The following is a 13,913-nucleotide window of genomic DNA, read 5'->3' as shown; positions in this document are numbered from 1 at the left end:
AAGGCGCGGAGAAGCGGCTCGCCTACCCCGTCTTCTCGTCCAGCAATCCGGAAATGAAATCGAACAGGCCAGGCCGCCTGTCGCGCCGAAGCCGCTCCGCCGCGACGATGGCGCGGACCTCGGCGAAGGCGCGGTCGAGATCGTCGTTGACGATGACGAAGTCGTATTCCTTCCAATGCTCGATCTCGAGGCGGGCGTTCTTCAGCCTGGTTTCGATGACGGATTCCTGGTCCTCGGCGCGACGCTTCAGGCGCGCCTTCAGTTCCTTCATCGACGGCGGCAGGATGAAGATCGAGACGATGTCGGCGCGCATCTTCTCCTTGAGCTGCTGGGCGCCCTGCCAGTCGATGTCGAACAGCATGTCGCGGCCTTCGGCCAACGCGATTTCCGCCGGCTCGCGCGGCGTCGCGTAGCAATTGCCATGCACTTCGGCCCATTCGAGCAGCGCGTCGGAATCGCGCAGCCGCTCGAACTCGCGCATGGTGCGGAAGTGATAGTGGACGCCTTCGATTTCCGAGCCGCGGCGCGGCCTCGTGGTGACGGAGACCGAAAGCTCAAGACTTGAATCGCTTTCGAGAAGGTTGCGCGCGATCGTAGATTTGCCGGCGCCAGACGGCGACGACAGCACCAGCATCAACCCGCGGCGGCGGATGCGGGATCCCAGATCCCTGGCAGCCGTCGGCTCCTTGGCAACCATCCCCGTCACTCCATATTCTGGACCTGTTCGCGAAACTGGTCGACCACCGCCTTGAGCTCCAGCCCGATCGCGGTGACCGCGGCGGCGTTCGATTTGGAGCATAGGGTATTCGATTCGCGGTTAAATTCCTGCGCCAGAAAATCGAGCTTGCGGCCAACGGCGCCACCGCCGCCAAGCAGCGCACGCGCGGAAGCGACATGCGTCTTCAGCCGGTCGATCTCCTCGCGGATGTCGGCCTTGGTGGCGAGGAAGGCTGCTTCCTGGTGCAGCCGGACAGCGTCGAGATTGGCCGAGGCATCCATCAGGAGACGCACCTGCTCGGCGATGCGCTCGCGGATTGCCGCGGGCTCCCGCGAAGGATCGGCCTCCGCCTTCAGCGCCAGCGCCTCGATGGTGTCGATATGGCCCGCGAGCAGCATGCCCAGCGCCGCGCCCTCGCCGCGGCGCGCCTGCTCCAGCCCGGCAAGCGCGGCCTCGAGCGCCGTCAGGATCGCGGCATCAAGGGCGGCCCGCTCCTCTTCGGTCTCGACGGCCTCGGGAACGTCGAGCACACCGCGCAGGGAGAGCAGGCCGTCGGCGGTGGCGGGCTCGACGCCGAACTGCTCCTGCAAGCGCTTCGCCAACCCCGCCAGATCCTTGAGGAACGCCTCGTTGACCACCGGCTGAGTTTGCCTGGCGGCGGCTCGGCCGACGGTCAACGTCGCCTGGAAATTGCCGCGTGCGAAGAGCCTCTGAACGGTCTGGCGGACGGCGGTCTCCAACCGGTCGAAACCCTGCGGCAGCCTCAGCCTCACCTCAGCGCTCTTGCCGTTCACCGATTTCACCTCCCAGGCAATCGAGGTGCCATCGCTTTCGCCGGCGGACCGCGCGAAACCGGTCATGCTTTGCAGGTTCATCGCCGCTGTCGTCCCCTGTCGCAGGCAAAGGCACGCAAGGCCCAGCGCTGCGCGCCCCAAAATCGCCGGACGATCGGCCGGCGCCCCCTCAAAACATGAATATGGCTTCGCGTCAAAGGACGCGTGCGGCAAGCTTAAAGCGCATCGCGCCAAAACGGATTCAGGCGACGCGCTTCAAGTCTCTGTTTGATGCATGTCGTGTTCCCAAGACCGCTACGCACGTTTGGGCGACATGCATTGAGTTTGATGCATGTCGTCTTCCCAAAACCGCTACGCACTTTTGGGCGACATGCATTGAGTTTGATGCATGTCGTCTTCCCAAAACCGCTACGCACTTTTGGGCGACATGCATTGAGCCTACTGCGCGGCATCGCCACCGGCGTCGCCGTTCTCGCCGCTGTCACCATTGTCCCCGGCGTCATTGCCGCCGGTGTTGCCATCGGGAGCCGCCGGCGCCGTCGTCTGGCCGGAAGCCTTGGCGGCGGCATCCGCCTGCTTCTTCTGCAGCGCCCGGTAGCGGGCGACGTTCTGGTTGTGCTCTTCCAGCGTCGCGGCGAAGACGTGGCCGCCATTGCCGTCGGCGACGAAATAGAGATCGTCGGTCTGCGACGGATTGGCGACCGCTTCGAGCGCGGCGCGCCCCGGATTGGCGATCGGCGTCGGCGGCAGGCCCTTGATCAAGTAGGTGTTGTAAGGCGTCTGCTTGTCGAGGTCCGACTGGTAGATCGGCCGGTCGGCGGGCTTTCCCTTGCCGCCAAACAGGCCGTAGATGATGGTCGGATCGGACTGCAGCCGCATGCCCTTGGCCAGCCGGTTGAGGAAGACGGCGGCAACGCGCGAGCGCTCGTCGCTCCTGCCCGTTTCCTTCTCGACGATCGAGGCGAGCGTGACGAAATCATCGATGTTGGCGATCGGCAGGTCGGGCGCGCGATGCGACCAGACGTCGTCGACAAGCTTCTTCTGGTCGGCCACCAGCTTGTCGACCATCTGCTGTCTTGTGGCGCCGCGGGTGAAGCGCAGCGTGTCGGTGGCAATGCTGCCCTCCGGCGGCAGGGCCGGCGGCATGTCGCCGGTGAGCGCCTCCTGATCGGCGACGCGCTGCAGCGCCTGCTCGACCGTCAGCCCTTCGGGAATGGTGATCGAATACATCACCGACTTGCCGCTCTTGAAGAGATCCATGATGTCGCGCATCGAGGCGCGCGGCTTGATGGCGTATTCGCCGGCCTTCAGCGCCGATTCATTGCCGGTGGCGCGCACGCCGAGCCGGAAGATGCGGGCATCGCTGATCAGATTGCGGCGTTCGAGCTGGTCGGCGATCTCCTGCACGCCGGTGTTCGGCTTGATCATGAAGGTGTCGCCATTGGCGGAAGGCCCGGCTTCGACAAAAGCCTGCATGCCGAAATAGAGCGCGGCACCCGATGCGAGCACCACAAGGATCACCACGGAGAGGAAGAAATTCAGGAACACCACGAGCTGGCTGCGCGAGGCGCGCGAGCGCTTCGACGGCGGCGGCGTGCCGGCTTCCGGGCGCAATGCCTCGGCCGCCGTCTTCGGCATGATCGGACCCTTTGTGCCTTGCCGTCCGAAATCCCCGCCGTCACCCGGATTTGTGCTCCCCGGATTTGTGCTCCCCGAATTTGTGCTCATGGGCGCGCCCTACCGTCTGATCTTGCAACGAATCCCTTGGCAACACGCTAGGGGAGAATTTGGCAAAAATGACGGCAGGTGGCGGGACTGCCGGCTGGTCGTCTGTTTGTGAGCAATCCCGGGCGGAAAACCGCTGCGTCCAGGGATCGCTCCGGGCCTTTCAGCCATTGTAACGCTGGAACACGAGCGAGGCGTTGGTGCCGCCGAAGCCGAAGGAATTCGACAGCGCGACATCGATCTGGCGCTGGCGCGGCTTGTTCGGCACGAGATCGATCGCCGTCTCGCGTTCCGGACTGTCGAGATTGATCGTCGCCGGCGCTACGTTGTCGCGGATGGCGAGGATCGAGAAGATCGCTTCCGCGGCACCCGCGGCGCCCAGCAGATGACCGATCGACGACTTGGTCGACGACATCGAAATCTTCGAGGCTGCATTGCCGACCAGCCGCTCGACCGCGCCGAGCTCGATCGTGTCTGCCATGGTCGAGGTGCCGTGCGCGTTGATGTAGTCGACGTCGGCCGGCGAGAGTTTCGCCCGGTTCAGCGCCGCCGTCATGCAGCGAAAGGCGCCATCGCCATCTTCGGCCGGCGCGGTGATGTGATGGGCATCACCCGTCAGGCCATAGCCGGTGACCTCAGCATAGATCCTGGCGCCGCGCGCCTTGGCGTGCTCCAGCTCCTCCAGGACGACGACGCCCGCGCCCTCGCCCATGACAAAGCCGTCGCGGTCGCGGTCATAGGGCCGCGAAGCGGTCTCGGGCGTGTCGTTGCGCTCGGTAGAGAGCGCGCGGCAGGCGGCGAAGCCGGCAATCGACAGCCGGGTGATCGGCGCCTCGGTGCCGCCCGCCAGCATCACATCGGCATCGCCCCACATGATCAGCCGGGCCGCGTCGCCGATGGCATGCGCGCCGGTCGAGCATGCAGTGACCACCGCATGGTTGGGGCCTTTGAGGCCGTGGCGGATGGAAACCTGGCCCGAGACCAGGTTGATGATCTGCCCGGGAATGAAGAAGGGGCTGATCCGGCGCGGGCCGCGCTCCTTGAGGATCATCGCGTTTTCGGCGATGCCGTCGATGCCGCCGATGCCGGAGCCGATCAGCACGCCGGTGGCGCACTGATCTTCATGTGTCTCGGGCTCCCAGCCAGAATCAGCCAGCGCCTCGTCGGCGGCCGCGATGCCGTAAAGGATGAAGTCGCCGATCTTGCGCAGTTCCTTCGGCTCGAGCACGGCCTCCGGATTGAAGGTACCGTTGGAGCCGTCGCCGCGCGGAATGACGTGGGCGATCTTGCAGGCAAGATCGTCCACCTCGAATTCGGTGACGCGCCGGCAGGCGCTACGGCCGGAGAGCAGTTCCCTCCAGCTATGCTCGACACCCATGCCAAACGGCGAAAGCAGGCCAAGGCCCGTGACGACGACACGCCTCATCGCAGGTCCTCCCCGGTGATGCCTGCGGAAAGCCTCAGGCCGAAGCCTTGTCGATATACTTCACGGCATCGCCGACGGTGAGGATGGTTTCGGCGGCGTCATCCGGAATCTCGACGCCGAATTCTTCTTCGAACGCCATGACGAGTTCGACCGTGTCGAGGCTGTCCGCGCCCAGGTCGTCGATGAAGCTCGCCTGTTCCGTCACCTTGTCGGCGTCGACGCCGAGATGCTCGATGACGATCTTCTTGACGCGCTCTGCGGTGTCACTCATTTGGGGCAATCCTCGTCTTAGGTTGTCTATCTTCGTTAGCGGGCGGAATGCCGCTAATCAAGCTGAAAGATGGTCATGCGGGAAACGCAACGCCACAGGACCGGTTTTTGCCCGAACCGCCGGGTTGCGGGCCGCATTACACGAAAAATGACGGGCGTCCAAGCCGAAATGGCTGTTTTCACAGGCGTCCGGCCGACCTCCTCTCAGATCATCGCCATGCCGCCATTCACGTGAATGGTCTGGCCGGTAACGTAAGCCGCCTCATTGGAGGCAAGGTAGGCGACCGCGGATGCGACCTCGATGCTGGTGCCCATGCGCCGGCTCGGGATCGCGGCCATGATCGCCTCTTTCTGCTTGTCGTTGAGCTTGTCGGTCATGGCCGATTCAATGAAGCCCGGGGCGACGCAATTGACGGTAATGTTACGGGTGGCGATCTCCTGCGCCAGCGACTTGGAAAAGCCGATCATGCCGGCCTTGGAGGCGCAGTAATTGGTCTGGCCTGGATTGCCGGTGACGCCGACCACCGAGGTGATGTTGATGATGCGGCCGTGGCGGCGGCGCATCATCGGATGGGTCAGTTCGCGGGTCAGCCGGAATACGGCGGTGAGGTTGACTTCGATCACGGAATCCCAGTCGGCGTCCGACATGCGCACGAACAGGCCGTCCTTGGTGATGCCGGCATTGTTGACTAGGATGTCGACGCCCTCGAGCTCGGCTTCCGCCTTCTGGCCAAGCGCCTTGACCGCGTCGCGGTTCGTCAGGTCCGCCGGAAAGAGCTTTACACGATCGCCGAGCTCACCTGCGAGCGCCTCGAGCTTCTCAACGCGGGTGCCGTGCAGGCCGACGATGGCGCCCTGGCTATGCAACACCCTGGCGATCGCTTCGCCGATGCCTCCCGATGCGCCGGTGACAAGCGCCTTGCGGCCGGTCAATTCGAACATTTTATTTCCTTTCAAATCGGACAGGTCAGGTGCCGGGCTATCTGTAGACGTCGCCTCGATGGCCAATCGTCACGACAAGAATGACCAGCCGCGTGTCTTGCGCATCGCAGATAATCCGGTAGTCCCCAACTCGGTACCTCCAGAATGTCGCCAACGGGCCCTTAAGTGGTTTGCCTAGCTCACGTGGATGGTCGAGTCCGGCAAGTCGGTTTTCGATGAAGTCACGGATGCGGTTGCGTGTGTGCGGATCTAGTTTTTCGACAAGCTTGCGAGCCGAGCGAGCATACTCAAGCGTCCAGGCCACGCCAGAAATCCTCGCTCTTTACGACATCCTCCTCACCTCGCCTGATCCGCTCAAGCACATCGGCAGCGAGATAATAGTCCTCCACGTCTTCGAGCCCACGTTCAATGAGTTCACGCAGATAATAGGCTTTACTGCGGCCGGTCTTGGCGGCGAGAAAGTCCAAGCGTTCTTCAATCTCAGGCGCCAGGCGGATGGATGTCGGCATGAGGACCTCCGGTGGATACATGTATTCATGTATCGCCTTGGAGCTGAAAGTTCAAGCTTTGAACGCCGCCAGCGCCGCCTCGACTTCCGCCGCCGTGCCGATGGCGCCGGTGGCGATGTCGCGGTTGATGCGGCGCGCCAGGCCCGACAGCACCTTGCCGGCGCCGACCTCGTAAAGCGTCGCGACACCATTGGCGCCGAACCATTCCACCGTCTCGCGCCAGCGCACGCGGGAAACCACCTGCTCGACCAGCCGGCGGGCGATCTCGTCCGGGTCGTTGGTCGGGGTCACCGTGACGTTGGAGACGATGGGGATCACGGGCGCGGATTTCGCGACGCCCGCCAGCGCCTCGCGCATGATGTCGGCGGCCGGCGCCATCAGCACCGAATGGAAAGGCGCCGACACCTGCAGCATCAGCGCCCGCTTGGCGCCCTTTTCGGTGCACAGCTTCGCCGCCATCTCGACCGCCGCCTTGGCGCCGGAAATCACCAGCTGGCCGCCGCCATTGTCGTTGGCGACCTGGCAGACGGATCCTTTGGCAGCCTCGGCGCAAGCGGCTTCGACATCGGCCTGCTCCAACCCGATGATCGCCGCCATGGCGCCCTCGCCGGCCGGCACCGCCGCCTGCATGGCGTTGCCGCGGGTTCGAAGCAGCTTCGCCGCGTCGCCGATAGAAACGAAGCCGGCCGCGGCAAGCGCCGAATATTCGCCCAGCGAATGACCGGCCACATAGGCCACCTTGTCCTTCAGCGAGAAACCGCGCGCTTCAAGCGCCCGCATCGCCGCCAGCGACACCGCCATCAGCGCCGGCTGCGCGTTGGCGGTCAGCGTCAGCGTCTCTTCCGGGCCTTCCCAGATCAGCTTCGACAGTTTTTCGCCGAGCGCGGCATCGACTTCCTCGAAGACGCGGCGCGCCTCGGGGAAGGCATCGGCCAGGTCCTTGCCCATGCCGACGGCCTGGCTGCCCTGTCCCGGAAAGGTGAATGCGACGGCCATTTTGGTCTCTCCAGAGGCTGGTTTTCCCTGCCTCTGGCGCAAGGCGGACGGCCAAGTCAAGCCCGCACGCGTCTGTTCGACCGGCGTTTCCGCCTGAAAGCTGCGCTGAACCCCTGTTCCAGAAGGCTTTTTGGCGATCACACCTGATGAAAACCGCTCACGTTTAGTTTGCTGGCTCTTCTTATTTCCGCCACAGGCGCTAGCTTTGCGTGACATTTCGATGACAAGAACGTGACACGCGTGGAAGGCGGGTTACGTGGCCGGGGGAAGCAGAGTGGCAAGGATCAGAAAAGGCGCGGCCAAGCCCGTGCCTCAATTTTTGGAAGACGATCCGTCCACCGGCTACCTGCCGGGACGAACCTGGCCGACTGTACGCTACGGCCTGACGACAGTTCTTGCCGCCGCCCTGCTTGTATTCGCGGTCGAATGGATCGTGCGCGGCGATTTCTTCGGCACGGTCGATTTCTTCCTGCAGCCCTTCAAGCCGGGCTGGACCACCATCATCGTCTTCGCTCTGGTCATGGTCGGACTCGACGCCGTGCTCGGCCGCAGCCACCAGAGCCTGATGATCGTGGCGCCGCTGACGCTGGCGCTGGCCTTTGTCGGTCATCAGAAATCGCATTATCTCGGCGACCCGCTCTATCCGACGGATTTCCTGTTTGCCCGCCAGATCATGGCTTTGATGCCGCTTCTGGTGCGCGAGCGCCCATGGACCGCCATCATGCTGGCTGCCGGCCTCGTCGGCGGCCTGGCACTGCTCGTCTATGGCTGGCGGACCTGGCGCCGGCGGGTGCCGATCCTCAGCCGCAAGGGCCGCCTGGCGCGGCTGGCGCTTGCCGTGCCGCTGCTCGCCTTCTTCGTCTCGATCATGGACTACGCCACCTTCTCGTGGACGCGCGACCGGCTGCAGATCATACCGATCATGTGGGACCAGAAGGAAAACTACGCCTCGAACGGTTTTGCGCTGGCCTTCGCGATGAACGTGCCGATGGCGCATGTCCCGGCGCCGCCCGGCTACTCGCAAAAGACGATAGATGCGATCCAGCGCCCCGACGTCGCCGCTTCGGTGCCGGGCGTGAAGCCGGACATCATCGTGGTGATGAGCGAATCCTTCTGGGATCCGACGAAGCTGCCCGGCGTCAGCATCAAGCCCGACCCGATCCCGACAGTGCGCGCCTTGCGCTCCGGCTCGATGTTCTCGCCCGAATTCGGCGGCATGACCGCCAATATCGAATTCGAGGCGCTGACCGGCTTCTCCAACGCCTTCCTGCCGGCCGGCTCGATCCCCTACCAGCAATATGTGCGCACCCCGACGCCGTCGCTGGCAACCTTCCTGAAGAGCGAGGGCTACCGGGCGCGCGCCATACATCCCGGCACCAACTGGTTCTGGAACCGCGGCGCCGTCTATGCCGATTTCGGCTTCAACGACTTCCGCTCGGAAGAGACGCTGCCGCCGATGGAAAAGCGCGGGCCCCTGGCGTCAGACGCGGCGATGACCGACGAGATCATCCGCGAGGCCGACGCCAGCGACGATCCGGTTTTCCTGTTCGCCGTCAGCCTGCAGAACCACGGCCCTTACGAGCCCTATCGCTACTACAACCCGACGCATTCGGTCGACGCGCCGATCAGTTCCTGGGCGCGGGAATCGCTGCTCTCCTATGCCGAAGGCTCGGCCGACGCCGACCACGGCCTGCAGCGGCTTATCGACTGGGCGAAGAAGCGTGAGCGCCCGACCATCATCGCCTTCTTCGGCGATCATCTGCCGCCACTGGGACCCGTCTATGTCGAGACCGGCTTCCTCAAGGACAATGTCGCGCCGCGCAAGGAGCCGGCGGACGCCGCGCTGGAACACCACGACACGCCTTTGGTCATCTGGTCGAACCGCTCCGGTCCGGTGGAAAATCTCGGCGCGGTGAGCCCGGCCTTCCTGCCCTACCATATCCTGACCACGGCCGGCATCACGCACCCCTATTACACCGGCTTCCTCGGCGCGCTGCGCGAACGCTACCGGGTGGTCGACCGCAACCTGCTTCTGTCGCCCGCGGGCGAAGCGACGCCGGACTGGGCGAGGCAGAAGCAGATCGACCCGAAGATCAACGATTTCCGCCTCATCCAGTACGACATGATGTTCGGCAAACGCCACGCGGCGCCCGACTTCTTCCCCGAGACGGTGGACAAGCTGGTCGCGCATACGAGTTGAGCCGGCGGCGATTTAGGCCGGTGGGTTAGTTGGGTTGATCAATCGACGAAGGCAACCGGTCCGCAAGCGCATTAAGCATTACTGCATCGATCTTCGCCATCAGCGATCATCGTCGAGGCAGTGATCGAACGGTGTTTGCAGGGCCGAAGCCGGAATGGCAGCTTGCGGGATAGACCGCCAATAGCACCACTTCGCAGGCTCGGGCATTATTTGCGGCCGCCGAAATGCGCCTACTCCGGCGAGCCCGCCAGACGCCAGCCATCAACAAATGGCTGCGCATCACTCGGGCTCTTGAAAGGTGAGTTCGCCAGCAAATCACCGACCCTCCAATTTGGATTGCCCGCAAGAAATAGGCGGGCTTCCTCTTGTGCCTCAGGAACGCGACCGGCAAGCGCAAGCGCGGGAACCAGGTGCTCCCTTGAACCCGTCCCGTACGTTTCTTCCCGGCTCAAGGACGCAACAGCTTCTTCGTAGTGACCGGAAGAAATCTGCGCCATTCCCATGATCCAGAAATACCAACCGGGTGGACGAGGATTTATACGGAGCGCCGCGCCACAATCTATCAGCGCCGCTTGCGGATCGCCTAAGTAGATTTGAAGCTCACCCATCCATACAACCGCATCTGCATTGTTTGGATTAAGCCGAACGGCAGCATCGAATTGGGATTTTGCTTCATCCCAATTGCGCTCATAAAGCTGAACGCAGCCCAGGATCCTGCGAGCGTGGGAATCGTCGGGATCGATTTCCACGGCCCGTTGCGCGTGTATCAGAGCCTTTGCGCGGCCGGGCTCCTGTGGCTCTCCCCAGACAATCCAGCCAAATAGCAGTGAGATGGCAAGATTGCTGTGTCCCTCGCAGTAGTTTGGATCGATCTGAACGGCACGTTCCAAGTCAGCACACGCCTCACTGTTGTCCGATCTGGAATTGTTGCACTTGCCTCGCGACCTGACACAAAGATCATAGGCTTCGAGATTTGACGGTCGGGAACGGGCAACAAGTTTCTTTTCACCAATCTTGCCAGAAATCGCTTCAACAACGCGTCGCGTGACCTCGTCCTGAACGTCGAAGATGTCGGCGATTTCGCGGTCGAAGCGCTCGGCCCACACGTGATTGCCGCCTTCTGCCGCATTGATAAGCTGCACATTGACGCGCAACCGCTTGTTGGATCGCCGGGCGCTGCCCTCGAGAACATATCTGACGCCCAGATCGCGAGCGATCTGACGGACGTCGGTCGGCTTGCCTTTATAGGCAAAGGTGGAGTTTCGGGCGATGACGAAGAAGCTGGACACATTCGACAGATCGGTGATGATGTCCTCCGTCAGCCCGTCGGTGAAAAATTCCTGTTCGGAATCGCCACTCATGTTGATGAAGGGCAGCACAGCAATCGAAGGCTTGTCGGGCGGTGCGAGCGGCTGCGAAAGCTTCTCTAGAATAAGGGGGGCAGTTGGTGCCGCGGGCTTTGCCTTGGATGGAACGCCGACCTGTAGCGAATAAACCCGGACTGGATCGGTGATGTTCTTGAGCTGAACCTCACCGCGATCGTTGATCGCGATATCGAGCCGTGACTTTACCTGCCAATAGGCTTGCTCGGAAAGACAGATATTGCCAGGTTCGCAGATGCCTTCTAGGCGCGCGGCGATATTGACGCCATCGCCCATCAAGTCGCCATCGCGTTCTTGCACGACGTCGCCCAAGTGAATGCCGATCCGGAACTCGATGCGGCGATCATCCGGCACCCCGGCATTGCGCTCAAGCATGGCGGTCTGCACTTCGATCGCGCATCGCACTGCTTCTACCACGCTGCTGAACTCGACGAGGCTCCCGTCGCCTGTGCGCTTGACGACGCGACCACGATGAACTGCGATGGTGGGATCGATGAGATCGCTGCGCAGCGCCCGCAGCCGCGCCAAGATGCGATCTTCATCTGCGCCGGCTAACCGGCTGTAGCCAACTACATCCGAGACCAGGATCGCTGCTATTTTGCGGGCCTCACTCATGTCGTGCTTCACGATGCAGCCTGACACCATTGCCGACCAGCATAGCGGCTAGCTTGCGATTCTCGCTCATCGCGCAACCTCCTTCGCGACTAGGATAGCAGGAAGACTAAGAGCACGAGGGAAACTTTTGCGGTGACGTCGGCGGTCCGACGATTTGTGTTCGGAGGTCGGGTCCCGCGAGAGTTAGCTGACCACCCATTTGCCCAGACTGCAGGCACTGCTATCCTCTGACGGGCTTTGCCAATAGCGTAGAACCTGGCAACCTGAGGACCAGTAGGCAGAAAGTGAATCAAGCATCTGCGCATCGCCGCCTTGCCGCGATTCTTGTTGCCGACGTCGTCGGCTACTCGCGCCTCATGGAGGCCAACGAAACAGGGACTCTTTCGGCGCTCAGAGAACGTAGGAAGGGAATCATCGAGCCCCTCGTCCGCGAGCATGACGGACGAATCGTGAAGTTCATCGGCGATGGTGTGCTTGTGGAGTTCGCTAGCGCGGTCAATGCCTTAAAGTGCGCTCTCGACGTTCAGAACCGGATGGCCGAGTCCAACGAAAATCTGGCTGATCGCAAACGGATCTTATTGCGCATCGGGCTAAATCTCGGAGACGTCGTTGGCGAGGGGTCAGACATTTTTGGCGATGGCGTGAACATCGCCGCTCGCCTTGAAGGTCTCTCGGAACCGGGTGGTATCTGCATTTCTGGCAAGATAAACGATGAAATTCGCGGCAAAGTCGACGTCTCGGCCATGGACTTGGGCGAGGTGACGCTCAAGAACATTACCCGGCCGGTAAGGGCTTTCCGCATCATGTCGGGTATCACCCCAACACCGCAGGGCGTGTCGCGGGAACCTGTCGATAGCAGACCGTCGATTGGCGTTCTGCCGTTCACTAACATGAGTGGCGATCAAGAGCAGGAGTACTTCGCCGACGGCATCACAGAGGACATCATCACCGAACTGGCGCGCAATCGCGGCCTGTTCGTGATCGCACGGAACTCATCCTTCACGTTCAAGGGAACCGCCGTCGACATCGCAGAAGCAGGGCGAAAGCTTGGCGTACGCTACTTGGTGGAGGGCAGCGTTCGCAGGGTCGGCAAGCGAGTGCGCATCACGGCCCAGTTGATCGAGGCAGCGACCGGTAGTCACGTCTGGGCCGAACGCTATGATCGTGAGCTGGAGGACATCTTCGCAGTTCAGGACGAGGTGACTCGAAGCATCGTCGCCGCCGTTCCAGGATATGTTGAATCCGACGTCGTGAAGGCATCGCGGCGTAAACCGACCGAGAGCTTGGGCGCCTACGACCACTACTTGCGCGGTATGGAGATCGTCAACCGCTGGCGCAACGACGATATCCCGCAAGCCATGGCGGAATTCGAAAGTGCGGTGACGCTTGATCCAAATTTTGCCCGTGCTCATGCGGCGGTAGGACATATGCACGTTCGCGTCTATTGGCAAACGCTTGCCCCACAGGCGTTGGAAAAAGCAGACACAGAAACCGAACTCGCCGTGCGGCTCGACGGCGAGGACAGCAGGTGCTTGGCTATTCGTGGGATGTGCCTTATGCTCGACAAGAACTTCGACGCGGCGGCGGAATCCTTCCAGCGTGCCCTCCAGTTGACACCTGACAACGCCGATCTCAATGACATGATGGCGTACTACCTCCTTTGCACAGGTCAGGCGAGCGAGGCTATCGAGAGATCACTCAAAACTATCCGCGCCAGCCCGCTGTTCCTTCCGGCCTCTCTCAGCGAGACCATGGGCATGGCGTTCATGATGACGCGACAGTACGAGGAGGCGATAAAGTCTTTTGCCGCTATAAGCAGCCCCTACTACTATATCCACGTTTATGCGGCTGGATGCCTGGCGAAGCTCGGGCGTCTTGAAGACGCGCGAAGGCAAGGCCGTTTGGCAAACAAAATCAAACCAGATTGGCCTAGCGTGGATTGGGGCTATCAGTACACAAAAGAAGAATATAGGGAGCACGAGCGCGAACTGGCCCTCTTGGCGGTCAGGGCACTAGAGGACGGTCGTTGATGACATTCTAGCGCAATGTCCCGACGGCGAGGCTAGGAAGCAGGCGTTAGTTTGACGATGGCGCCGAGTGCCCCCGGTCTTGATCTTCCGCTGTACTGTGCGCTCGATAACGTTCCACATGTTGGCGATATTTGGCACTTCGAGTTGGATGGGCAAACTCATCAGATCGTCCGTGGAAGACGCAGCCTATCTGGCCACTTGCGATGCTGGTTGACAGTGTCGGAACTGGCGCAAACGCGCGGCCTCGGGCGTCACTCGAATGACTGCTTTTGCGATGCGGGTAGAGTCTGCTCAAACGACCGACAT

Annotated in this window: 12 protein-coding genes; 2 read left to right on the top strand and 10 right to left on the bottom strand. The window is 62.2% G+C overall.

The genetic code is table 11. From position 1 onward, the window contains the following. Positions 1-22 precede the first annotated feature (22 nt). From gmk to fabD, 9 genes are all read right to left on the bottom strand, one after another. Positions 23-697 carry a guanylate kinase gene (gene gmk / locus RFM68_RS20470; protein ID WP_027165544.1) on the bottom strand — a complete coding sequence of 225 codons (675 nt, stop codon included), beginning with the start codon at positions 695-697 and terminating at the stop codon, positions 23-25. Positions 698-702: 5 nt separating this feature from the next. Further along, complete coding sequence (locus tag RFM68_RS20465) at positions 703-1,593, bottom strand: YicC/YloC family endoribonuclease (protein ID WP_320234813.1); 891 nt, start codon at positions 1,591-1,593, stop codon at positions 703-705. Between the two features lie 357 nt (positions 1,594-1,950). Further along, entirely contained in the window at positions 1,951-3,150 is a 1,200-nt protein-coding gene (mltG, locus tag RFM68_RS20460; RefSeq protein WP_320234812.1) for an endolytic transglycosylase MltG, read from the bottom strand. Positions 3,151-3,400: 250 nt separating this feature from the next. Beyond that, positions 3,401-4,663, bottom strand: coding sequence for a beta-ketoacyl-ACP synthase II (fabF, locus tag RFM68_RS20455; RefSeq protein WP_320234811.1), 1,263 nt, complete (start codon positions 4,661-4,663; stop codon positions 3,401-3,403). 34 nt (positions 4,664-4,697) lie between these two features. Next, positions 4,698-4,934 carry an acyl carrier protein gene (locus tag RFM68_RS20450; RefSeq protein ID WP_006203723.1) on the bottom strand — a complete coding sequence of 79 codons (237 nt, stop codon included), beginning with the start codon at positions 4,932-4,934 and terminating at the stop codon, positions 4,698-4,700. A gap of 203 nt (positions 4,935-5,137) precedes the next feature. After that, entirely contained in the window at positions 5,138-5,875 is a 738-nt protein-coding gene (fabG, locus tag RFM68_RS20445) for a 3-oxoacyl-[acyl-carrier-protein] reductase (RefSeq protein WP_320234810.1), read from the bottom strand. A 37-nt stretch (positions 5,876-5,912) separates the two neighbouring features. Further along, the gene (locus RFM68_RS20440; RefSeq protein ID WP_320234809.1) at positions 5,913-6,179 is read right to left on the bottom strand and encodes a type II toxin-antitoxin system RelE family toxin; all 267 of its coding nucleotides are present in this window, start codon (positions 6,177-6,179) and stop codon (positions 5,913-5,915) included. Then, complete coding sequence (gene relB, locus RFM68_RS20435) at positions 6,163-6,384, bottom strand: type II toxin-antitoxin system RelB family antitoxin (protein ID WP_320234808.1); 222 nt, start codon at positions 6,382-6,384, stop codon at positions 6,163-6,165. Before relB ends, RFM68_RS20440 begins: the two co-directional genes overlap by 17 nt. 51 nt (positions 6,385-6,435) lie before the next feature. Beyond that, on the bottom strand, positions 6,436-7,380 hold the full coding sequence (gene fabD / locus RFM68_RS20430; protein WP_320234807.1) for an ACP S-malonyltransferase: 945 nt from the start codon (positions 7,378-7,380) through the stop codon (positions 6,436-6,438). A 274-nt stretch (positions 7,381-7,654) separates the two neighbouring features. On the opposite strand from fabD, the gene RFM68_RS20425 reads away from it, so the two are divergent. Then, positions 7,655-9,580 (top strand): LTA synthase family protein, encoded by a 1,926-nt coding sequence (locus RFM68_RS20425; RefSeq protein ID WP_320234806.1) that lies wholly within the window; start codon positions 7,655-7,657, stop codon positions 9,578-9,580. 230 nt (positions 9,581-9,810) lie between these two features. Here the strand turns inward: RFM68_RS20425 and RFM68_RS20420 are convergent, their stop codons facing one another. Further along, the gene (locus tag RFM68_RS20420) at positions 9,811-11,577 is read right to left on the bottom strand and encodes an adenylate/guanylate cyclase domain-containing protein (protein WP_320234805.1); all 1,767 of its coding nucleotides are present in this window, start codon (positions 11,575-11,577) and stop codon (positions 9,811-9,813) included. A gap of 284 nt (positions 11,578-11,861) precedes the next feature. Between RFM68_RS20420 and RFM68_RS20415 the strand changes: the two genes are divergently transcribed. Then, positions 11,862-13,607 carry an adenylate/guanylate cyclase domain-containing protein gene (locus tag RFM68_RS20415; protein WP_320234804.1) on the top strand — a complete coding sequence of 582 codons (1,746 nt, stop codon included), beginning with the start codon at positions 11,862-11,864 and terminating at the stop codon, positions 13,605-13,607. The last annotated feature ends 306 nt before the right edge of the window (positions 13,608-13,913 follow it).

The sequence above is a fragment of the Mesorhizobium montanum genome (assembly GCF_033977145.1).
In the GTDB taxonomy this organism is placed as follows: Bacteria; Pseudomonadota; Alphaproteobacteria; order Rhizobiales; family Rhizobiaceae; genus Mesorhizobium; species Mesorhizobium montanum.
Note: the sequence above shows the minus strand (reverse complement) of the source record. Positions and strands in the feature narration are given on the sequence as shown.

Bases quoted from the DNA above. Each gene is read 5' to 3' on its own strand.
- gmk (WP_027165544.1), bottom strand. From the start codon at position 697: ATGGTTGCCAAGGAGCCGACGGCTGCCAGGGATCTGGGATCCCGCATC.
- RFM68_RS20465 (WP_320234813.1), bottom strand. From the start codon at position 1,593: ATGAACCTGCAAAGCATGACCGGTTTCGCGCGGTCCGCCGGCGAAAGC.
- mltG (WP_320234812.1), bottom strand. From the start codon at position 3,150: ATGCCGAAGACGGCGGCCGAGGCATTGCGCCCGGAAGCCGGCACGCCG.
- fabF (WP_320234811.1), bottom strand. From the start codon at position 4,663: ATGAGGCGTGTCGTCGTCACGGGCCTTGGCCTGCTTTCGCCGTTTGGC.
- RFM68_RS20450 (WP_006203723.1), bottom strand. From the start codon at position 4,934: ATGAGTGACACCGCAGAGCGCGTCAAGAAGATCGTCATCGAGCATCTC.
- fabG (WP_320234810.1), bottom strand. From the start codon at position 5,875: ATGTTCGAATTGACCGGCCGCAAGGCGCTTGTCACCGGCGCATCGGGA.
- relB (WP_320234808.1), bottom strand. From the start codon at position 6,384: ATGCCGACATCCATCCGCCTGGCGCCTGAGATTGAAGAACGCTTGGAC.
- fabD (WP_320234807.1), bottom strand. From the start codon at position 7,380: ATGGCCGTCGCATTCACCTTTCCGGGACAGGGCAGCCAGGCCGTCGGC.
- RFM68_RS20420 (WP_320234805.1), bottom strand. From the start codon at position 11,577: ATGAGTGAGGCCCGCAAAATAGCAGCGATCCTGGTCTCGGATGTAGTT.